Genomic DNA, 20804 nt, shown 5'->3' on the forward strand with positions numbered 1-20804 from the left:
AGTTTGCCGAAAGCACCCACCGCGCGATTCAACCTCAGCTATTGCCTGACAGACCACTCTTGCGCGGCAGCACGATCGTGAATTCAGTAAACTTGCCCGGCTCGGTCGCGACGTCGATCGTGCCGCCGTGCTGCTTCACGACGATGTCGTGGGTCATCGACAGCCCGAGGCCGGTGCCTTCGCCGGCTGGCTTGGTGGTGAAGAACGGATTGAACATTTTCTCCTTCACATCGTCGGCAATGCCGGTGCCGTTGTCGCGGATCGTGATCTCGACGTCATCGCCGCGATCGCGCGTCGCGGCGGTCACAATCGGCTCGTAACCGGCGGCACCGTCGGCCTTGCGCCTGATGACCGCGTGGAAGCCGTTCGAGATCAGGTTCAGGAGCACGCGGGTGATTTCCTGCGGAAACACTTCGGCCTGTCCGGCCGCTGGATCGAGCGCGCGCTTCAGCGTCACGTGGAATCCGGGCTTCTCGGCGCGTGCGCCGTGATAGGCGAGATTCAGGCTCTCCTCGACCAATGCATTGATGTCGCTCAGCCCATGCTCGCCGCCGCCTTCGCGCGAATGCAGCAGCATGTTCTTGACGATGGAATCGGCGCGGCGGCCGTGCTGCACGATCTTGCCGAGGTTGTCCTGCAGAAGCCCCGTCAGCTCGTCGACCTCGCCGCGGACGTTCTCGGGGAGCGGGACTGGCGCGAGCACCCCGTTCAGCTCCTCGGTCAGCTCGGCAGACAGCGAGGCGAAATTGTTGACGAAGTTGAGCGGGTTCTTGATCTCGTGCGCGATGCCGGCCGTGAGCTGGCCCAGTGACGCCAGCTTCTCGGTCTGGATCAGGCGGTCCTGCGCGGCGCGGAGATCATCGAGCGATCTGGCGAGCTCGCTGGTGCGGTCCTGAACCTCGTTGAACAGGCGCGTGTTCTCGACCGCGATCACGGCCTGGTCGGCAAAGGTCTTGAGCAGGTTGATGGCTTTGTCCGGAAAATAACCGGGCTCCCGCCGCGTGACGGCGATGGTGCCGATCGCAAGGCCATCGCGCAGCATCGGCACCACGAGGATGCTGCGATAACCGCGTGTTCGCGCCAGCTCCTTCATGGCCTCGGTAAGATCAGGCTCGTTCTGCATGTCGCTGCGGAAGGCATACTCGCCGCTGCTCGCCACCCGGCTGTGAATGCCCGATGAGGACAGCGGCGTCGGAAATGAGTTCAGCAGATCCGCATTGCCGGCCTCATTGTCGGTCGTGAAGGCGGCCAGATGCAGCATGCCGTCGACGACGCGGGTGACGGTGGAGGAGTGCGCTCCGATCAGCGCCTTGGCGCTGTCGGAAATGGCCTGGAACACCGGCGTGACATCGGACGGTGAAGCCGCGATCACCTTGAGAATGTCGGCAGTCGCAGTCTGACGTTCCAGTGCTTCCTTGGTCGCGTTGAACAGGCTGACATTCTTGATCGCGATCACGGCCTGGTCGGCGAAGGTCTGCAGCAGGCGCACATGATGCTCGGCGAAGTTGCCGGTCGCGCGTCGCGTCGCGGTGATGATGCCGATGGCTTCGCCTTCGCTCATCAGAGGCGCGAACAGCATGCTGCGATAGCCGCGGGCCCGCGCGATGTCGCGCGCGGCCGGCTCGACCTCGGTGTCGGGCAATTGCGCCGCGGTACCATTGGCCACGAGCTGATAGGGCGGGAATTGTGCGAACGGCACCGGGAACGAGGCCTGGAGCACGCGGTCGCCCGCGGGATCCGTCGGGGTGAATGCCGCAAGGTGCACGGCGCCGTCGACATAACGCAGCACCGCGGTGGAGAAGCCGCCGATCAGCCGGTTGGCGTTGGTGGCGATGGCCTCGAATACCGGCTGCACGTCGGACGGGGAGGCCGCCATCACCTTCAGGATATCGGCCGTCGCGGTCTGGCGTTCCAGCGCCTCCTTCGTCTCGTTGAACAGGCGCGCGTTCTCAATCGCGATCACGGCCTGGTCGGCGAAGGTCTGCAGCAGCTGGACGAGGTCGGGCGCGAATGATCCTGGCTCGGCGCGGGTGACGCTGATCATGCCGACCGGCGCGCCCCGGTTCATCAGCGGCATGAATAGCACACTGCGGAAGCCGCGCAGCCGCGCCAGCTCCCGGTTCAGTTCAGGGACGTCGGCCGCCTCGCTGTCGGGAAACTGGATCGTCTGGCCCTCCCGCACGAGGCCAAAAGTCGGGAAGTCCGCGATCTTGCGCGGGAACGACGCCTTGAGCCCCGCGTCCGCCTCCGGATTGGTCGGCGTGAACGCCACGAGGTGAAGCTCGTCGCCGATGAACTGAAGCACGGTGGCGGAGAAGCCGCCGAGCAGGCGCTTTGCGCTGGCGGCGACCGCCGTAAAGACCGGCCGCGCATCGGACGGCGAGGCCGCGATGGTACGCAGGATCTCGGCGCTGGCGCTCTGGCGATCCCGAGCCGTCGCAAGCTCGGCCCGCAGCTGCGCAATCTCGGCGGTGGCCGACCGCAATCGGCGCTCGAGTTCCTCGATTTCCTGCAAAACGGTCGTCATTCCCGGTCCAGCTTGATGCCGCGGCGTGCGCGGCACCGGGCCGGATTATCACAACTTCTGCGGCCGGAGCCAGCGGCTCGCAGCCGTGCCCGCACCGGCTCCGCTCACGTGCCGGGCCGCGACACCTCGGTCTCCTTGGCTGTGATGAACTCCAGCAGCACCGGCACGCCTTCCCTCGTCTTCGCGATGCCGCGCTTGATCGCGGGCACGATGTCCTCCGGCCGCGTCACCCGCTCTCCGTAGCCGCCGAAGGCGCGGGCCATCGCGGCGTAGTCGCCGGAAATGTCGGTCGAGCGATATTTTTCGGTCGAGATCGGCATCACCTTCAGCTCGATCGCCATCGAGAAATTGTTGAGCAGGATCGACATGATCGGGATGCGCTCGCGCACCGCGGTCTCGAAATCCATGCCGGTGAAGCCGATCGCAGCATCGCCCCAGACGTTGATGCAGAGCTTGTCGGGCTTTGCCAGCTTGGCGCCCATCGCAAGACCGAGGCCGTAACCAAGCTGCGTGGTTTTGCCCCAGCCGAGATAGGTGAGGGGCTCGACCGATCGCCAGAACGGCGAGAGCTGGTCGCGCGGGCTGCCGGCATCGTGGGTGATGATCGTATTCGCGATGTCCACGGTGTGCTGGAGATCCCACAGCACGCGATAGGGGCTGAGCGGCGCGTCATTGCTGGTCAGCTTCGGCATCCATTTCGCCAGCCATTCCTTGTGCGAGGCTGCGATCTCGGCCGCGGCGGCGGATGCATCGCGATCCGCGGTGACGGTCTTGCCGATCTCCTCCAGCAGCGCGTCGAGCACGAGGCCGGCATCGCCGACCAGGCCGATCTTCGCTTCGACGTCCTTGTTGAGATGATTGGGATCGAGCGTCGAATGAATGATGGTCTTTCCCTTCGGCATCGCGATGCCGAAATTGGTCTCGGTGAAGGAGCAGCCGATGCCGAAAATGACGTCGGCCTCGGCCAGAAATTTCGGCACCGCGCGCGGCACTGCAAGGCCGCCGGAGCCGAGCGACAGCGGATGCGTCTCCGGAAACGATGATTTGCCACCCAAGCTGGTGGTGACGGGGATCGCCAATCGCTCGGCGAGCCGTTTCAGCTGCGGCCAGGCCTGCGCGTAATGCACGCCCTGGCCGGCATAGATCACCGGCCGTTTTGCGTTCACCAGCAGGCTGGCGGCTTCCTTGACGTGAACGGGGTCGGCGCCGTAGCGGGTGCGCAACACCGGCGTATAGTTCAGTGGCTCCGACACCTCCTCGTTCCACATGTCCGAGGGGATCTCGACGATGACGGGCCCGCCGCGGCCGTTCTTCAGCTTGGTGAAGGCGCGGCGGAAGATGTTGACGACTTCGCTCGCGAGGATAATCGGCTCGGACGATTTCGCGAACGGCTTCATCGTCTCGCTGGAATTGAAGTTCGGCTCGATATGCGCCAGCCTGCGCTGATAGCCCATCGGCAGCACCAGCACGGGAACGGATTCGCCGAAGCACTGCGCCACGCCGCCCATCGCATTCTCCGCGCCCGGCCCGTGCTGCATGCAGAAGGCGCCGATGCTGCGCCCCGACGTCACCCGCGAGATGGCGTCCGCCATGTGGATGCCGACGCGCTCCTGCCGCACCATCACGGGGCGGATCTCGGCCTTGGCTGCGTGCTCGATGAGATGGTTGACCGGATAGCCGCAAAGGATCTCGATCCCCTCGCGCCTCATGATTTCCGCAATGGCGGTGCCGAGCTTCATGGCGTCTCTCTCCCTGGCAAGGCCGGTTGATCCGGCTTGTTGGCAAGAGAGGATCAGGAATTTCCGGAAGCGTAAAGCGCGTGCGGCAGGCGCGGCGGTAGGCCAGCTATGCGTCGCGAGCGTGCACCGGCTCCATCCCGTGATGGTCGCTGCAGCCGCTCGCGGTCGGCTGCAGCAGGCGCTGGGCCGCAAGCAGATCCGGTGTCCCGAACCCCTCGGTGAACTCGTGATAGATCGGCGAGAGCAGCCGGACAGCCTTGGATCTGCGGTCGGTGGCGATCCAATGTGCCGCGAGATCGGTCGCGATCCGCAATTGGAACGTCAGCGCGCCTATCCTGCGCGCTTCCGCGAGCGCTTGCTGAAACCGCTTTTCGGCGCGCAGCGGCTCGCCGGTGTGGAGAAGGATCGCGGCGTCAACTCTCTGGAGCTCCGGACGGCACCAGCGCTCGCCTTGGCGTTCCTGATGCTCGATCGCCCGCGTGATGGCTTCTTGCGCCTCCGCGATCCGCCCTTGCTTCAGATAGGCGCGGGCGAGGACCGCGAGATAGCTGCCGATCCGCATCAAGAACCGGCATTCTGTCAGTTCGTCGATCGCGGCTCGAATATCCTCCACCGCGCGTGGATCGCCCCGCAGGTCGCGAAGGCATGCGGAGAAATAGCGCTCGACCGGAACCCAGCGTGAGATGCGCTCGCGTTCAAGGTTGCGACGCAATCGCTCAGTGTAGCTCGCGAGCGCGTCAAGATTGCCGGTTTCGAGCGCAACGGGAAGGGCGGCGAGCCCAAATGCGTTCGACTGTGACACCCAATGGCCGCTGCGGTCCGCGGCATCGATGGCGTCCTTGGCGAGCCTCGCCGCGTAGTCCGCTTGCCCTTGCATCCACGCGACGAAGGGCAGATTGAAGCGGACGGTGATGAACCGATAGACTTCGTTCGCGTCCTTGCGCGAACGCCCTTCGGCCAGCGAGTAGGTCGCTGCAAGACGGTCGAGAACAGGGCGGCTCCTGCTCAATTCGCCGGCAAAAGCGCGAGCCCAGGCCAGCGCGCGATCGGCTTCGGACGTCGCCGTCAGATCGCGATCGCGGTCGGCGAGCTCAGTGGCCTCTTCAAGATAAGATATGGCGCGCTCGACCTGGCCGATCTGCAGCAGGTAGAAGCCGAACCCGACCAGCGCCCGCTGCTGATATTCGATGTTGCCGGCCCGCTTTGCAAAGAGGATGGCATCGAGCCAGGCAATCTCGTTCTCATTCGACATCTTGCGGGCGTAGAAGAGGCTCCACCCAAGGGCGCAGGCGAGTTTTGTCTTCGACAGATCGTCGCACGGGACGGTCTTGGCCAATGCGAGCGCGTCCGCATACCGCGCCTGCGCTTCCGACAGGATCGACGTCTCCGACCACAAGGTGATCGCCGCAACCGTGAGCCTGATCCCGAGTACGGCATCGCCGTGCTCGCCGAACGCCCATGAAAGAGCGGCGCGCAAGTCGGCGATGCGGCCAAGGTAACGCTGGGTCCAATCGGCCGGCTCGCGCCAGTTCCACTCCTCCTCGGACTGCTCGAACAGCGTGAGGACACGTTGCGCATGACGGCGCAGCGCCTGGTCGCAGGCAGGATCGGCCCGGCGCCGCTCGCTCGCATAGCGGCATGTGCTGTCGAGCAGGCGATAGCGCAGGCTCGCGCCATGTGCCTGCGCGCTCAGGAGCGATTTGGCAACGAGACTGCCGAGGCCGGTGACGACGTCGACCGGCGTGAGCCCTGCCGCTTCGGCGACGAAGACCGCGTCCTCGACCTCGAATGCGTCGCTGAACACCGAGAGCAGGCCGAACAGTCTGGCTTCCCGCTGCGACAGCAGTCTGAAGCTCCAGTCGATCGTCGCCATCAGCGTTTCATGACGCGGCGGCGCGCCATCGGCGGCGGGGGCACGAAAACCCAAATTCTGGTCGAGCAACTCCACCAATTGGTGAGGATTGAACCTGCCGATCTGGGCTGCCGCCAATTCGATGGCCAGCGGGAGGCCGTCGAGCGAGTGGCAGATTGCGGCAACGGCCTCGCAATCATCATCGACGAATTGGTAGTCCGCCCATTCGGCGGCGCGGCTGACGAACAATTGCACTGCCGGAAACCTGACGGCTTGATCTGGGGTCAGGGCGTGGCCGGGTTTGGGTGAGACCAGGGAGCCGAGCCGGACGACGTGCTCGGTGGCGGTGCCGAGCGGTTCGCGGCTCGTCGCAAGCAGCTTGGACGGCGATGCCTCCGCCATGAACCTGCCGGCGAAGATCGTTGCGGCTGGCAGGACGTGCTCGCAATTGTCCAGAATGACCAGCATCTGCCGCGGTTTCAGATAGTCGATGGCCGCAGCCAGGCTGTTGTCCGGATTGCCCCGGATGCCCAATGCCGTCACCAGTGCGGCGCCGAACAGCGTCGGGTCGGAGATCGTTGCGAGATCGACGAAGCACACGCCGTCGCGGCACTGTGACGCAAACGCCTGGGCGACGGCCAAGGCAACCGTCGTCTTGCCGATTCCTCCCGCGCCAGCCAGCGTCACGTGCCTGTTGCCGGTCAACAGACCGGTGATATCGTCGATTTCCGCTTCACGACCAACGATGCCGCGCAGCAATGGCGGACTGGACGAGGGGAGCGGTTCGGCGAGCGCAAGATCGTCCTCGACCTCGCCGGTGCTGATCTGCACGTGCGCGATGAACTTGTATCCGCGGCGCGCCACGGTCGCGATGTATACGGGCTCGATCTGGGTATCTCCCAGCGAACGCCGCAAGCTCCACATGTTGACCTTGAGATTGCTGTCGTGGACGAACGTGCCCGGCCACGCGGCCGCCATCAGCTCAGTCTTGCTGACCAGCTCGCCGCAGCGCTGCACCAGCAGCTGCAAAAGCTCGAATGCACGTCCACCCAGCTTGACGGGGCGCCCTTTGAGAAGGAGCAACTGGCGGCTGGGGATCAGTCGAAATGGGCCGAAGCAGTAGGTGAGCTCCCGCCGGCCGGTGCCCCGTTGTCGTGTCTCCGTGGCAGCCCGCATTGATCATTGCCAATCGATCGAATAGATCGACTGGTATTATCATGCACTGCAATATTTTTGAAGGGAACCCTTCCGGGTCGTACGATTTGCCGCAGGACAATTGACACACGCGCGCGCCGGACGGCTCGGCTATTTTTTGGGCTTGCCAAGAACGGCCATGCGCATGACTTCGACGCCGCCGTCGGCAAGTTCCGGAAGCTTGGCGAACCAATCCTTCACATAAGGCATCGCGTTGTGTGCGTCGAAATCGGCCTGGCTGGCGAACACTTCGTAGAAGATGAAGTGGCCCGGCTTGGCGCGGTCTTCCTGAAGGAAATAGATCAGGTTCTTGGGATCGCCGCGGACCAAGTCGATCAGCGGCAAGGTGACGGCACGCAGCATGTCTTCCTTTCCAGGCTTGGCGCGCACCTGGGCCACCACGGAATATGCCCCCTCCGGGATCTCCCCATAGTGCATGCGCGGCGCCTCCTGAGCCATGGCCGGAAGCGTCGCCGGCGCCACGGAGGCGATCAGCAGGGCGGCAAGCGAGTTGCGGACGAGAGTTTGCATGGTGAAGTCCTCGACATGTGATTGGATCGCAGAGTGACCAGCCAGGACACCTGACAGCCGCCCCGCACGAGAATCTAGCGCAGGATCTTCTGTTGCCGTTTTGCCAAGGCCTCGCTGAAGCGCTTCTTGACCGGACCGAGCGCCTTGACGAATTCGAGCTGCTCGCCTTCGGGTCCTTTGCAATAGATCAACTCCCAGCCGTTCGAGGGTTCGGCGGTCACCCGGTTCGTGTTGGTGCTGCGGGGCGCGGCCTTGCGATCCGCTTCCGTCATGACGCGGATGGTGCGGTTCGCCCTCACCTGCGTCATGCCGCGGCGCGCCGATTCCGCTTCGAGATCCGCAATGAACTTGTTGAAGTCGACATCGTCGCGAACATAGAAACAGATGTGCATCATGCGCGGAAAGGCCGGGCTCATGTGCTCCAGCGGTTCGGCGAAACTCTTGGCGCTGCCCATGGGCTGATCAGCCTCGCGATATTGCAGCAGCTCCAGCACCATGTTGTCGAACTGGATGAACCGGACATCGAGCCGCTGTGCCCCGCTTCGCAAGTCGGGCACGCCAATTGTTCGCGGATTGATCCCGCGTGCGTTCGCCTCGATCTCCTGGTCGGCCAGCAGCGTATTCTGCACCCCGTCCCCCTGGAAGTCGCCGTGCCGGAACACCTCGGTGCCGCCAAGCACCTCCGTGTAGAACTGGTACGCCCGCTCCATGTTCTGGACCGTCAGCCCGAAATGCTGGACGCCCTGGAGCCGCGCGCCGAGCGGTGCCTCGTCGCGCTCCGCATCCTGTGTCGCGGCCCGTGCGTCGATTGCCGTGCCGGCTATGATGCCGGTGACGACGGCGGCGCCGGCGGTTTGAAGCAGGGCGCGGCGACCCATCTCGGTGGTGTTGTCGGTTTCATCTGTCATGTTGCTCTCCTTGGTCGTTCGGTGGATTGGTTAATCAGCGGCGGGAAGCGGAGCTGCGGGGCTGACCAGCCCCTCGGAGCGCAGCTCGCGCCAGAACTCCGCCGGGATGGCTTCCTCGAGCGCCGCGCGATCCTCGGCGATGCGGCTTGGGCGGCTCGCACCGGGAATGACGGCGGCAACCACGGGATTGGCGAGCGCGAACTGCAGGCCGGCCGCCTTCATGCTGATCCGATAGCGGTCTGCGATCGCCTTGATCCGCGCCACCTTCTTGAGGATTTCGGGAGGCGCCGGCGCATACTCGAAGTTCGGGCCGCCGACGAGCGCGCCGGAACTGTAGGGGCCGCCGATCACGATCGCGAGCTCGTGCTCGGCGGCCATCGGCATCACCCGCTGCAGCGCCCTTGCATGGTCGAGCAGCGTGTATCGGCCCGCGAGCAGGAAGCCGTCGGGGCGCGGCTCTTCGAGCGCGAGCAGCAGCTCGATCGGCTCGACCCGGTTGACACCTAGTCCCCACGCCTTGACCACGCCTTCGTCGCGCAGCCGGTCGAGCGCCCTGAAGGCGCCCTTGCGGGCGCTTTCGAACACCGAGAGCCACTCGTCGCCGTAGAAATCCTGCGCAACGTCGTGCACGAAAGCGACGTCGATGTGGGAAGTCGCGAGCCGCTTCAGGCTGTCCTCGATCGAGCGCAACGTTCCGTCCCGGGAATAATCGTTCACGATCCGGTTCGGGCGGCCGTACCTGAATACGCCGCCCTTCTCACCGAGGTCGCGGGCATCGACGTCCTCGATCTCGTCCAGGATCAGGCGGCCCACCTTGGTGCTGAGCACGTAGTCGCTCCGCGGCCGGCCGGCGAGTGCGGCGCCGATGCGGATCTCCGCAAGCCCCGCGCCGTAGAACGGCGCGGTGTCGAAATAGCGAATGCCGTCGTCCCAGGCTGCGTTCACCGTCGCGAGCGCTTCCCGCTCCGGGATGTCGCGGAACATGTTGCCGAGCGGCGCCGCGCCGAACCCTAGTCGTCCCGGCAGAATATCCTTGAGGGCCATGTTGCTAGTCCTTGTCTGCGAGGGCCAAGTCCGCCCGTGTGCGGCACAGCCGATCTCAGTCGGTCGCTGACGTGTCTGCGCTTCTGATGAACGCCGCGACCTCGCGCGGATGCGACAGCATGACGGCGTGGCTGCTCTTCATCTCCGTCACCTTCGCGCCGGAACGCTTGGCCATGGTGCGCTGTGCCGTCGGCGGGATCATGTGATCCTCGCTCGTCACCATGTAATAGGTCGGCTTCGTCTTCCACGCCACGCGATCGACCTTGGTCTGCACCGCCTGCAATCCCCAGGGCAGCTGCGCGGCGCCCATGAAGCGGGTCGTGGCCGGGTCGACATCGGCCGCGAAAGAGGTGGGGAATTTTGCGCGGTCGACGAGCAGATAATTGCCCTCGGTGACCAGCGGAGCTTTGTGCTCGCCGGCGGGCACCGGTGCTTCCGCCAGCGTGCTGACGGACTCTCCGGCGTCAGGAGCAAAGGCGGCGAGATAGACCAGGCTGCGAACCTTGGGATTGTCGCCGGCTTCCGTGATGACCATCCCACCATAGGAATGCCCGACCAGAATGACGGGATGCCGCGCCTTGGCGATCACGCGCTCGGTCTCGGCGACATCGTCGCGAAGCGTGATCGTCGGCTGCTGAACGACGAGCACCTCATAGCCCGCCTCCGAGAGGATGCCGTAGGTGTCCTTCCAGCCCGAGCCATCGACGAAGGCGCCGTGCACGAGAACAATCGAAACATTCCTGTCGGCCGCGGCCGCGGGGGCGGCGGTTGCGATCGACAACGCGGCAAGCGCGGAGGTAAGCGGCTTCATGTCAGGCTCCTGTCATCTATACGGCGACATTGCCGTTGGTGCGCCATCTATAGGGCGCGCCCGCTTTGCGGTATTTCCGATTCCTGCGCGATGACGCACGCATCTTGCTGAGGTGCGAGGAGATTGGCCTTGAAAGCCGAACGCGCGCCGCTCCAAGCCTTTGCGCTGCCTGGCTTTTACCTCTTTTAACCGTGCCGCCTCTGGACTTCGCTGGCGCAGCTTGTGAGTAATTCGCGATCGGCGTGGCAGTGACCGGGCTGCAACTCACCACCGGATGGAATGATCGCTCGCGCGATACGGGGCCGGGAATCGCCGCAACGAAGCGGAGGTCGTAATGGCGCTCGTGACGCATGGAGATCACAAGTACAAGAACAGCGAGAAGCTCGCGGCGGTCAATGATTGGCCGGGGCTGAGCATCGAGCATCGCAAGTTCGAGGCGGGCTGTCAGGCAACGCCCGTTCCCATCTGCACCGAGCTCGTCATGCTGCTGTCGGGCGGAGGGATGGTGTCCCGCGCCGGCAACGGCGAAATCCAGAAAAGCCTCGCGCGTCCGGGCATGAGTTATCTCGTGCCTGTGGGCACGCAGGAGAGCCACCTCGAGCTTTCCGACCGGATGGAATGTCTTCATCTCTATCTGCCGCCCGCGCTGCTCGACCACAGTGCACTTGCGGATTTCGACATCGATCCGGCCAAAATCGAGATCGCCTATGCGCACGGTCTGGCGGACCAGGTGCTCTTCCACATCTGTTCGCCGCTTCGCGATCTGCTCCATCGCCCGCGCCAGCCGACCGACGCGCTGTTCGTGGAGGGGATCCAGGTCGCGCTTGCTGCGCATCTTTTGGGCAATTACACCATCGACCGTTGGCGCGCACCCGACAAATCGCCGGCGCTCGACCCAAGGCGCCTCCAGCGCGTGCTGGACTATATCGAGGCGTCTCTCGGCAGCGATGTCAGGCTCGAGGATCTGGCGGCCCAGGCCTGCCTCAGCCCCTATCATTTTTCCCGGCTGTTTCGCGAAGCGACCGGATTGTCACCGCACCGTTACGTCACCGATCGCCGCGTCCACGCCGCGCGACAGGAGCTCGCGCGCGACCACCTGTCGCTGGTCGAGATTGCCCTGGAGTTCGGCTTCGGCTCGCAGGCCAATTTCACGCGCGTGTTCAGGAAGGCCGCAAATCTCACCCCGGGCCAGTACCGCGAATTGTGCTGCGGCGGGACCGAGATGGAGACCGACCCCGACGATGCCGCATCGCGCAGGAATTGCGCATGATCCCGCAGGATTCGGAAATATTCATCAACGTGCATCGGGCAGTGCTGTTGCAGCGACCAGGTAGGCGAGAGGACATATCGGCATGATCGAGCTCAAGGTGAACGGGATCAAGCGCCAGGTCGACGTCGTGCCCGAGATGCCCCTGTTGTGGGTGCTGCGTGACGAACTGGGCATCACCAGCGCCAAATACGGCTGCGGGGTCGCGCAATGCGGGGCCTGCACCGTTCACATCGACGGCAAGGCGGTGCGGTCCTGCCAGGCCCATATCGGCGAGGTCGCGGGCAAATCGGTCGTCACGCTCGAAGGCCTGCACAACAAGGACCAAAATCCGGTCTTGCAGGCCTGGATCGCGCATCAGGTGCCGCAATGCGGCTACTGCCAGACCGGTCAGATCATGCAGGCCATCTCGCTTCTTGCATCGATCCCAAAACCGACTGACGAGCAGATCAACCAGGTGATGTCCGGCAATCTCTGCCGCTGCGGCACCTATCCGCGCATTCGTGCGGCGATCCATGCGGCCGCCGCAAACAAGATGGCGGAGAAGTGAGATGGGCGACATGCAAACCCTTTCGCGTCGGGCTTTCGTGTTCGGCTCTGCCGCGGTCGCCGGTGGCATCGTTTTCGGTGCCTATGGTCCGGCCGAAGCGGCCGCGCCGAGTGCCGATGGCAATCCGCTGGCCGCCGGACTCGGCCCGAATTCCGTCACCTTCAATCCATGGGTCGAGATCAGCCCCGACAAGATCACGCTGATCGCGCAACACGCCGACATCGGTCAGGGTGTCGGCTCGGTGCAGCCGATCATGATCGCCGAGGAGATGGACCTCGACCCCGGCCAGTTCGAAGTCCGCTTCGCCGGCCCGAGTCCCGCTTACTTCAACACCGGATTCAAGGAGGAGCTGGCGCCGTTCCTGGCCGCGGACCAGAGCCCTGCGGCCGAAGCAGCACGTGCTGCGGCGCTGGAAAGTCTTCGCAAATCCGGCCTGCAGATGACGGGCGGCTCGAGCACGATCCCGGACACCTATGAGAAGCTGCGCGTGGCAGGGGCAGTTGCGCGCGAGACGTTGAAGGCAGCTGCGGCCAAACGTTCGGGCGTCGCAATCGCCGACATCCGCACGCAATCCGGCCACGTGATCCTGCCCGACGGAAGCAAAATTCCGTACGTCTCACTGGCGGCCGAGGCCGCAAGAATTCCGCCGGTGCTCGATGCGCAGCCGCGCGATCCCTCGACCTGGCGCATGCTGGGCAAGCCGATGACGCGCCTCGACGTGCGCGCCAAAGTTATGGGCGAATTGCAATTCGGCATCGATCAGAAGATGGAGGGCATGCTCTACGCCTCAGTCAAGCTGAACCCCGGCAAGGGCCAGCCGCTGAAATCCTACGACGCCAGCAAGGCGCGCGCGATGCCGGGCGTGAAGAAGATCCTCGAGATCAAGAACGGCGTTGCGGTGATCGCCACCAACAGCTGGTACGCCATGAAGGCGGTCGACGCGATCGCTTGCGAGTGGGCGCCGTCGGCCTATCCCGCCGAGCAGGCCGATCACTGGAAGGTGCTGGAATCCTCGTTCAAGCCCGAATTCCTCGGCAAGGAGTGGCGGACGATCGGCGACGTCGAAGCGGGCCTGAAGAGGGGCAAGCTCGTCGAAGCCGAATATCGCGCTCCTTACGTGGCACATCAGCCGCTCGAGCCCTTGAACGGGGTCGGTCTCGTCACCGACAAGGGCCTGGAAATCTGGGTTGGTCATCAGAGCCCGCAGGCGGTGCAAGCGATTGCGGCGAACGCTATCGGCCTCAAGCCGGAGCAGGTCATCTTCCACAATCAATGGACCGGCGGAAGCTTCGGCCATCGTCTCGAGTTCGAGAACGTCCGCGTGCTCGCGGAGATCGCCGACCAGATGCGCGGGACGCCGATCAAGCTCGTCTTCTCGCGCGAGGAGGACTTTCTCCAGGATATTCCGCGGCAGATTGCGATCGCGCGTCACAGGGGGAGCGTCGCCAACGGCAAGATCGTTGCGACCGACCTGCAATTGGCATCGACGGCGCCGTTCAAGGGACTGCTCGAGCGCATGGGTGCACCCTCGAAGGATCCCGATCCTCAATTGGCCGCCGGCACGTGGAACGTCTATTACGACATCCCCAACTTCCGCGCCATCAGCTACGAGGCGCAAGGGCTGTCGCCGTGCACCACCTGGCGCTCCGTGGGAGCGTCCACAGCCGGCTTCTTCACCGAAAGCTTCATTGACGAATTGATCCACGCAGCCGGCCTCGATCCCATGAAGGCGCGCATCGCGATGTGCAATGTGCCGCATTATCGCAAGCTGCTGGAGACGGTCGCGGAGATGTCGACCTGGAAGGGGCCGCTCGGCAAGGGCAGGGGCCGCGGCGTCGCCTTCGTCGAGTCGTTCGGGACACCGGTTGCCGAGGTCGTCGAGGTGACGGCGACGGACCGTGGCATCCGGATCGACAAGGTCTGGGTCGCGGTCGACGTCGGCAAGGTGATCGATCCCGTCAATTTCGAGAACCAGGTCCAGGGCGGCGTCGTCTGGGGCCTAGGCCACGCGATCAATTGCGAAATCACCTACTCAAAAGGCGCGGCGCAGCAGACCAATTACAATCACCATGAGGCGATGCGGATCCACCAATGCCCGGTCATCGAAGTTCGCGGGCTCGAGAACGATCCGAAGGTGAGGGGCCTCGGAGAGCCGCCGGTGCCACCCGCCGCGCCTGCGCTTGCCAATGCGATCTTCGCGGCGACCGGAAAGCGCATCCGCGAAATGCCCTTCAACAAGTTCATCGATTTCGTGTGAGACACGCCATGCAGAGATCTCTGATCGCGTTGGTCTTGGCAGCGTCGGCCGTCGCCGCCCTGACCGGGATCGTCGCCGCGAAGGACGAGGCCGCCAAGGACCTGCTGCCGCCCGGCAGCGTCAGCCGCGCCGAGGGGCTGGAGGCGTGGAAGCGGATCGAAGCCGTCGTGACCCATCCACGGTGTGCCAACTGCCATGTCGATGCCAAGGCGATACCGATCTGGACGCCGGCCGGCGAAACCAAGCCTCGCCCGCATGGCATGAACATCCATGGCGGCGAGAGCCGCATCGGAGCGGAAGCGATCCCGTGCTCGACCTGCCACATGACCTCGACCCAGGCGAACGAGCCGGCGCCCTCGCCGCCGCGCGCCGGCATCGATTGGCAGCTCGCCCCGGTGGCTTTCATCTGGTTCGGCAAGAGCGGCGCCGAGATCTGTGCCCAGATGAAAGATCCCAAGCGCAACGGCGGTCGCGACGCCGCTGGTCTCGTCGGGCATTTGCGGCACGATGCCTCGCTGAGCGGCTTCATCCCGCGCGGCTGGGCGCCCGGAGCCGGCCGCTCAACGCCGCCCGGCACCTTCGAGGATCACGTCAAGGACATGGCGATGTGGGGCGCGGCCGGACAACCCTGTCCGAATTGAGGCGGTCTCCGCCGCGGCAAGGCGATCCCAGATAGCATTATCGAAAGGAGAAAACCATGACCCAACACGTCCTCTTCATTGTCACCAACGCAGCCGTGATCGGACCGCATAGTCGCAAGACCGGCTTCTTTTTCGCCGAGGTTGCCCATCCTTTCGAGGTGCTCGACAAGGCTGGGATCGCGGTGGAGTTCGCGTCGCCGGCCGGGGGGTGGACGCCTTACGATGCATATGACGAGAAAGATCCTGCTCAGAAGGATTTCCTCGCCAGCAAACCCTTTCGCCGCCTGAATCACAGCCGTAAATTATCCGAGGTGGATGCCGCCGACTACGACGCCATCCTGATACCCGGCGGTCTTGGTCCCATGGTGGACATCCAGCGCAATGCGGCGGTCCAAAGTGCCGTTGTGCGAGCCTGGAGCACCGGCAAGCTCGTCGCCGCTGTCTGTCACGGGCCGTGCGCGCTGCTTGGCGTCGACCTCGGCGATGGCGTCCCGTTCGTGCGCGGCAAGAAGCTGACATCCTTTTCGAAGAAGGAAGAGTACGACTATGCGCGCGATGACGTACCTTACGAGCTCGAGGATGCGTTGAGGGCAGAGGGTGCCGAGTACTCGTCCGCGGCCAATTGGCAACCTCACGTCGTCGTCGATGGCCGGCTCATCACGGGCCAGAACCCCGCCTCTGCCGGAGCGCTCGGAAAAGAGTTGCTGGCCGCCCTCAAGGATAGGAGCAGCGGCGCGAAAACCTGAAGATTCGCAAGGACGAATTCGAGCGGGATGGGCGCGGCATCTGAAGCTGTGCTTACATCCCTCTTTGCAGCAGGGCTATCGCATTTGGGAGTTTCCCCGGCGGCCATCCTTCGAGACGCCCGCTATGGGCGGGCTCCTCAGGATGAGGGCGGAGTGCGCGGCAGCCATTTCAACGAGCACTGATGCTGACTAGCCTCATCCTGAGGAGGCGCGTCAGCGCCGTCTCGAAGGACGAGGCGCAGGCCGCCGCCACAAGTCATATCCGATTGCTCTGCTATTTGCAGCTCTGGCAGATCATCAGCTTTCGCTTCAACGCCTCATCTTCTTGATCGAGACCATCCGGATCGGACCTGGCGTCCCTTGCTGCGCGTGAACGCACGGCCGGCGTCACGCGGCTCGGAGTGCCAACGTCATCGACGGTGCCGACGCTGAAGCCATCGTAGTCGGCGGCCGGATTCGGTTGAGGCCGGCCAATCACGGAAGGCTCCCTGCTGGACGTCGCTGCTGGAGTTCCGTTCGTCGTTACCCGGGCGGGCTTGGTGGCACCCGGGCGTGGCGGCGCTGCATCGGGCCGAGCAAGCGAAACCGGCGGCGCGGCCGAAGTTTGGCCTCTGGCGCTGTCGTGCGGCCAGGCGACGACAGACATGAGGCCGATCGTCAGGAGCATCACGCGTCTCATCCGCATTCTCTCGGCAGCGCTGGTTGATCGATTGACGGCATGGCTCGTCGAGCCCGTTCCGCCGGAGAATATCAGCACCCAGAGGGCCGTCAAAGCGCCGTAGCCTGGATGAAGCGAGGCGCAATCCGGATTATTGTTTCCGCCGGCGCTACGCCGTTTCCTGCAGCGCCCGCCGCAGCCTTCGGATGATGACGCCGCGGGCGCGGTCGTCGGCGGCGGCTGCGACGCGATCGTTGATGTCGAGCATCAGCTCGGACATCTCGTTGTGCCAGTCGAGACGCGTCACGGCCTCCGGCGACAGTCGCCGGCGACGATCGGCGTCGAGCACGCGCGGTTCGGGTGCCGCGAGCTCGAAAGTGTCGTCCAGCATCGGCTGGTAGATCCTGGCCGCGGGAATGATGCGCTCGGCGATGCGCTCGGCCAGGCCCGCAACCGCCGCTTCCTCGCCGTGGACCAGGAACAGCCCGCGCGCGATGGGACGACGCGCCGCGATCCAGCTGGCCATGCCGGCTCCGTCGGCATGACCCGAATATTCGTCGATCATGCGGATGCGGGCGGCGACCTTGATCTCGTCGCCCTGGATGCGGACGGCCTTGGCCCCGTTCTGAAGGAAGCGGCCGAGCGTGCCGTTGGCCTGGAAGCCGGCCAGAAGCACGGTCGCGCGCTCGTTCCACAGCCAGCGCTTCAGATGATGGCGGATCCGGCCCGCATCGCACATGCCGCTCGCGGCGATGATGATGTGAAATCCGGACAGACGCATGATCGCCTTGCTCTCGTCCGCGGTCTCGGTGAATTTCAGATGCGGCGAGTTGAGCAGGCGCGTGGCGTCGACCGACGGATCGAGGCTCTCGGAATGGCGGCGGAACACTTCGGTCGCGCGGATCGCGAGCGGTGAATCGAGGAAAATCGGCGCCGTCGGAATCTCGCGGTGCTCCATCAGGTCGACGAGATCGACGATCAGCTCCTGGGTGCGCTCGACCGCGAAGGCCGGCAGCAGCAGCGCGCCGCCGGCCGCCGCGGCATCGCGCACCTCGGCCGCGAGGTGCTTGCGGCGAAGCGCAGGTGTCGTGGCCTCGCGCGCGCGGTCGCCATAGGTCGATTCCGAGATGACGTAGTCGAAATCGCTCGGCGCTTCGGGATCGGGCTGGAGCAGCTTGGCCTCCGGCCCGACGTCGCCGGAGACGAGCACGCGCAGCGGCCGCGCCGCGCCTTGCTCGGCGATTTCCAGCTCGATCGAGGCGGAGCCGAGCAAATGGCCGGCGTTCCAGTAGCGTGCGCGGACGCCGGGGATCACGTCGGTCCATCGTTCGTAGTCGACGGCGCGGAACGATCGCAGCGATGCGATCGCGTCGGCCTGCGTGTAGATCGGCTCGACCTCCTTGCGCCCGCGCGAAGCATTGCGCCGGTTGAGCTGCTTGACCTCCGATTCCTGGATGTTGCCGGCATCGGGCAGCATGTAGGAGCAGAGGTCGATCGTGCCGCGCGTCGCCAGGATCGGCCCCTCGAAGCCCGCGCGCACGAGCTTCGGCAAGAGACCGCTATGGTCGATGTGAGCGTGCGTGAGCAGCACCGCATCGATGTCGGCGGGGCGAAACGGAAAGGCGCGATAATTGAGCTCCTTCAGCGTCTTCTGGCCCTGGAACAATCCGCAATCGACCAGGAAACAGCCGCTTGCGGTCTGGAACAGATAGCTCGAGCCGGTCACGGTGCGGGTGGCACCGCAGAATCGAACGGTGATGCTCATCTGTCATTCTCCGAGGGGCTTGCCGTTGATCGCATAGCCGTCGTCGGCCGCAGTCGCGCTGGCCGCCAAATCGTGCTCCGACCGGCCGAACGTGTAGACGCGATAGAGTGGCTCGCCCTGCTCGACGCGGTCGCCGATCTTCTTGAACAGGCGGATGCCTGCGCCCTTGTCGAGCGGCGCGCCGGCGGTGCGGGCGAGGCGGTTCAGACGCAGGCAGTCGATTGCGGACACGATGCCATCATGCCTCGCCTCGACGTCGAAGCTGAGCGGTCCGAGCTCGTTGCTGCATGTCGAGGGGCCCTGTGCGTCGATGATCTTCTGCATCTGCTTCAGTGCCGCGCCGCTATCCAGCAGTTCGCGCGCCCGGGCATAGCCGGCCCCGCCGCGCAGCTTGGGATCGTATTCCAGCAGATGGGCGGCGAGCCGGAGCGACTTCTCGCGCAGATCGCGCGGCGCATCCTTGTCATTGCCGAGCACCGCCATGACGTCGTTGGCCTCCAGCACCGGCCCAATGCCGTTGCCGATCGGCTGGCTGCCGTCGGTCGTGATCACCTCGACCGTCCGGCCGAAGCGGTCGCCGACGAATTCGAACAGCTTTCGCAGCCGCATGGCCTCGACGCCGCCGGTGACCTTCGCGGTCGGCCCGACCGGAATGTCGATCAGCAGATGGGTCGAGCCTGCCGCGATCTTCTTGGACATGATGGACGCGACCATCTGCTCGCGAGTATCCAGGCTCAGCGGGCGCTCGACCGAGATCAGGACGTCGTCGGCCGGCGACAGGTTCACGTGCCCGCCCCAGATCAGGCAGCCGTTGCAGGAGGAGACGATCGCCTTCATCTCCTCGACGGAGATATTCACCCGCGCCAGCACCTCCATCGTGTCGGCGGTGCCGGCCGGCGAGGTGATCGCGCGCGAGGAGGTCTTCGGGATCGGCAGGCCATGCGCGGCGACGATCGGCACCACCACCATCGAGGTGCGGTTGCCGGGGATGCCGCCGATGCAATGCTTGTCGACGACGACAGGGGTCGGCCAGACCAATTGCGTGCCGGCCTGCGCCATGGCCCCCGTGAGGGCGAGCAGCTCGTCGCTGGTGATGAAGCTCGCCGACCCGATCAGGAAGGCGGCGATCTCCATGTCGGAGTAGCGATAATGGGCAAGGTCGCTGATGATCGCGCCGATCTCGGCCTGGCTCAGAGTTCGTCCGCGGATCTTCGCACGCACCGCTTCCAGGCTCTCCGGAGGCGAGGCGGGCCTGACCGTGACCTCCGTTCCGACCGCTTCGGCGAAGCGCCGGAACGCAGGCTCGGAGAGGCCGATCTCGTCGGGAGCCGCGAGCGTATCGTCGTCCGTGATCAGCAGGGTCGCCAGCAGAACCTTGCCGCCCTGACGAAGCTCGACGCGGCTGAAACCGCGGAAGATCTCCGCGCGCAGCGCCTTGGAGCGCCTCGAGACGACGACGACGTTCTCACGGCCGGTGTCGAGGCGGACGCGGCGGATCTTCAGTTGGGAATGCGGAAGGTCTGGATGCATGGACGGGCCGGCAGCAGGGAGTCGGACCTCCATGCTTAGACGTCGCCGTCCCGATGCTGTTGACCCAGATCATGGCCCGCCGCTCCGGCGGGCAGCCGCTGCGCAGGCCGTTGGCCGGCGGTTACTTCATCGCCGTGCTGACCGAGTTGAACTTGTTGTTGAGCAGCGCAGCGCCCGTGCTGTTGACGATGGTCACGATTGCCAGAGCGATCCCTGCGGCGATCAGGCCGTACTCGATTGCGGTTGCGCCATTCTCATCGGCAAGGAAGGACCTAAGCAGACGCATTGCCAACTCCTGTTCATCCGATCCGATGGATGGTCGCGTCGTTATCGGACTTGCAAATCGATCGAATAAATCTTCGAGCGCGCCAAAACACGGCGATCGCACCTTACCTCGTACGACGGCATTCATTAAATTAGGGTTCCGTCGATCTGTTCAAATGAAGTCAAACCGACAGCCTGTTGCATTGCCCCCATTGGCTTGGCCGCTTAACCGATTGTTGAGCCTGTTCGTCAACGAATAGGCAAGGATGTCTCGATCGCGCTCATCCGCGCCGGCCGTCCGCATTCAGCGCCCGCAACATCGCGATGCGGGCGAACATCACCCAGCCGCCGCCGGTCTCGGCCGCATTGATCAAGGTCTCGATCGCCGTCTGCCAATGCGCCTCGTGCTGAGCGTCCTCGGGCAGCTCCATGATGTAGTCGGCGGCTTCTTGAAGCGTGAACAACTTGCGCTTGTTGCTCACGCGGACGGGATCGTCGAACGCCGTCGACCAGGGCATGT

The 20804-nt window shown here is 64.7% G+C and carries 17 protein-coding genes; 5 read left to right on the top strand and 12 right to left on the bottom strand.

Translation table 11 applies throughout. The annotated features are described in order from the left end of the window. Positions 1-34 precede the first annotated feature (34 nt). From I6F36_RS17255 to I6F36_RS17285, 7 genes are all read right to left on the bottom strand, one after another. Positions 35-2527 (bottom strand): GAF domain-containing protein, encoded by a 2493-nt coding sequence (locus tag I6F36_RS17255; protein WP_225144033.1) that lies wholly within the window; start codon positions 2525-2527, stop codon positions 35-37. A gap of 104 nt (positions 2528-2631) precedes the next feature. Then, the gene (locus I6F36_RS17260; RefSeq protein ID WP_225144067.1) at positions 2632-4320 is read right to left on the bottom strand and encodes a thiamine pyrophosphate-requiring protein; all 1689 of its coding nucleotides are present in this window, start codon (positions 4318-4320) and stop codon (positions 2632-2634) included. Between the two features lie 52 nt (positions 4321-4372). After that, positions 4373-7201: a winged helix-turn-helix domain-containing protein gene (locus I6F36_RS17265; RefSeq protein ID WP_225171832.1), complete on the bottom strand. Its 2829-nt coding sequence runs from the start codon at positions 7199-7201 to the stop codon at positions 4373-4375. 222 nt (positions 7202-7423) lie between these two features. Next, positions 7424-7843, bottom strand: a complete 420-nt coding sequence (locus I6F36_RS17270; RefSeq protein WP_036005829.1) for a putative quinol monooxygenase — start codon at positions 7841-7843, stop codon at positions 7424-7426. A gap of 74 nt (positions 7844-7917) precedes the next feature. After that, entirely contained in the window at positions 7918-8751 is an 834-nt protein-coding gene (locus I6F36_RS17275; RefSeq protein ID WP_036005827.1) for a VOC family protein, read from the bottom strand. A gap of 30 nt (positions 8752-8781) precedes the next feature. After that, positions 8782-9795, bottom strand: a complete 1014-nt coding sequence (locus I6F36_RS17280) for an aldo/keto reductase (RefSeq protein WP_225127196.1) — start codon at positions 9793-9795, stop codon at positions 8782-8784. Positions 9796-9850: 55 nt separating this feature from the next. Continuing rightward, the gene (locus I6F36_RS17285; protein ID WP_225127195.1) at positions 9851-10606 is read right to left on the bottom strand and encodes an alpha/beta hydrolase; all 756 of its coding nucleotides are present in this window, start codon (positions 10604-10606) and stop codon (positions 9851-9853) included. A 334-nt stretch (positions 10607-10940) separates the two neighbouring features. Here I6F36_RS17285 and I6F36_RS17290 point away from each other — a divergent pair, with 334 nt between their 5' ends. The 5 genes from I6F36_RS17290 to I6F36_RS17310 all read left to right on the top strand — a co-directional run bounded on the left by I6F36_RS17290 (position 10941) and on the right by I6F36_RS17310 (position 16067). Continuing rightward, entirely contained in the window at positions 10941-11876 is a 936-nt protein-coding gene (locus tag I6F36_RS17290) for a helix-turn-helix domain-containing protein (RefSeq protein ID WP_225127192.1), read from the top strand. 82 nt (positions 11877-11958) lie between these two features. Next, positions 11959-12423, top strand: coding sequence for a (2Fe-2S)-binding protein (locus tag I6F36_RS17295; protein ID WP_036023261.1), 465 nt, complete (start codon positions 11959-11961; stop codon positions 12421-12423). A gap of 1 nt (position 12424) precedes the next feature. Next, a complete protein-coding gene (locus I6F36_RS17300; protein ID WP_225171833.1) occupies positions 12425-14680 on the top strand; it encodes a xanthine dehydrogenase family protein molybdopterin-binding subunit in 2256 nt (751 codons plus the stop codon). Positions 14681-14688: 8 nt separating this feature from the next. Then, entirely contained in the window at positions 14689-15321 is a 633-nt protein-coding gene (locus tag I6F36_RS17305; RefSeq protein ID WP_036023264.1) for a hypothetical protein, read from the top strand. A 56-nt stretch (positions 15322-15377) separates the two neighbouring features. Further along, entirely contained in the window at positions 15378-16067 is a 690-nt protein-coding gene (locus I6F36_RS17310; protein WP_225171834.1) for a type 1 glutamine amidotransferase domain-containing protein, read from the top strand. 274 nt (positions 16068-16341) lie between these two features. Here I6F36_RS17310 and I6F36_RS17315 read toward each other — a convergent pair whose 3' ends face one another. The 5 genes from I6F36_RS17315 to I6F36_RS17335 all read right to left on the bottom strand — a co-directional run bounded on the left by I6F36_RS17315 (position 16342) and on the right by I6F36_RS17335 (position 20802). After that, positions 16342-16746, bottom strand: coding sequence for a hypothetical protein (locus tag I6F36_RS17315; protein WP_225171835.1), 405 nt, complete (start codon positions 16744-16746; stop codon positions 16342-16344). A 148-nt stretch (positions 16747-16894) separates the two neighbouring features. After that, entirely contained in the window at positions 16895-18490 is a 1596-nt protein-coding gene (locus I6F36_RS17320) for an MBL fold metallo-hydrolase (RefSeq protein WP_225171836.1), read from the bottom strand. Between the two features lie 3 nt (positions 18491-18493). Continuing rightward, complete coding sequence (locus I6F36_RS17325) at positions 18494-20020, bottom strand: thymidine phosphorylase family protein (RefSeq protein ID WP_225171837.1); 1527 nt, start codon at positions 20018-20020, stop codon at positions 18494-18496. A 121-nt stretch (positions 20021-20141) separates the two neighbouring features. Continuing rightward, complete coding sequence (locus tag I6F36_RS17330; RefSeq protein ID WP_036005811.1) at positions 20142-20306, bottom strand: Flp family type IVb pilin; 165 nt, start codon at positions 20304-20306, stop codon at positions 20142-20144. Between the two features lie 259 nt (positions 20307-20565). Next, positions 20566-20802, bottom strand: a complete 237-nt coding sequence (locus I6F36_RS17335) for a hypothetical protein (RefSeq protein ID WP_225149853.1) — start codon at positions 20800-20802, stop codon at positions 20566-20568. Positions 20803-20804 lie beyond the last annotated feature (2 nt).

The sequence above is a fragment of the Bradyrhizobium sp. BRP19 genome (assembly GCF_020194195.1).
In the GTDB taxonomy this organism is placed as follows: Bacteria; Pseudomonadota; Alphaproteobacteria; order Rhizobiales; family Xanthobacteraceae; genus Bradyrhizobium; species Bradyrhizobium yuanmingense.

What these genes read in the sequence shown, in the direction of transcription:
- I6F36_RS17255 (WP_225144033.1), bottom strand. Translation starts at nt 2,527, where the DNA reads ATGACGACCGTTTTGCAGGAAATCGAGGAACTCGAGCGCCGATTGCGG.
- I6F36_RS17270 (WP_036005829.1), bottom strand. Translation starts at nt 7,843, where the DNA reads ATGCAAACTCTCGTCCGCAACTCGCTTGCCGCCCTGCTGATCGCCTCC.
- I6F36_RS17275 (WP_036005827.1), bottom strand. Translation starts at nt 8,751, where the DNA reads ATGACAGATGAAACCGACAACACCACCGAGATGGGTCGCCGCGCCCTG.
- I6F36_RS17280 (WP_225127196.1), bottom strand. Translation starts at nt 9,795, where the DNA reads ATGGCCCTCAAGGATATTCTGCCGGGACGACTAGGGTTCGGCGCGGCG.
- I6F36_RS17285 (WP_225127195.1), bottom strand. Translation starts at nt 10,606, where the DNA reads ATGAAGCCGCTTACCTCCGCGCTTGCCGCGTTGTCGATCGCAACCGCC.
- I6F36_RS17290 (WP_225127192.1), top strand. Translation starts at nt 10,941, where the DNA reads ATGGCGCTCGTGACGCATGGAGATCACAAGTACAAGAACAGCGAGAAG.
- I6F36_RS17295 (WP_036023261.1), top strand. Translation starts at nt 11,959, where the DNA reads ATGATCGAGCTCAAGGTGAACGGGATCAAGCGCCAGGTCGACGTCGTG.
- I6F36_RS17300 (WP_225171833.1), top strand. Translation starts at nt 12,425, where the DNA reads ATGGGCGACATGCAAACCCTTTCGCGTCGGGCTTTCGTGTTCGGCTCT.
- I6F36_RS17305 (WP_036023264.1), top strand. Translation starts at nt 14,689, where the DNA reads ATGCAGAGATCTCTGATCGCGTTGGTCTTGGCAGCGTCGGCCGTCGCC.
- I6F36_RS17310 (WP_225171834.1), top strand. Translation starts at nt 15,378, where the DNA reads ATGACCCAACACGTCCTCTTCATTGTCACCAACGCAGCCGTGATCGGA.
- I6F36_RS17315 (WP_225171835.1), bottom strand. Translation starts at nt 16,746, where the DNA reads ATGAGACGCGTGATGCTCCTGACGATCGGCCTCATGTCTGTCGTCGCC.
- I6F36_RS17320 (WP_225171836.1), bottom strand. Translation starts at nt 18,490, where the DNA reads ATGAGCATCACCGTTCGATTCTGCGGTGCCACCCGCACCGTGACCGGC.
- I6F36_RS17325 (WP_225171837.1), bottom strand. Translation starts at nt 20,020, where the DNA reads ATGCATCCAGACCTTCCGCATTCCCAACTGAAGATCCGCCGCGTCCGC.
- I6F36_RS17330 (WP_036005811.1), bottom strand. Translation starts at nt 20,306, where the DNA reads ATGCGTCTGCTTAGGTCCTTCCTTGCCGATGAGAATGGCGCAACCGCA.
- I6F36_RS17335 (WP_225149853.1), bottom strand. Translation starts at nt 20,802, where the DNA reads ATGCCCTGGTCGACGGCGTTCGACGATCCCGTCCGCGTGAGCAACAAG.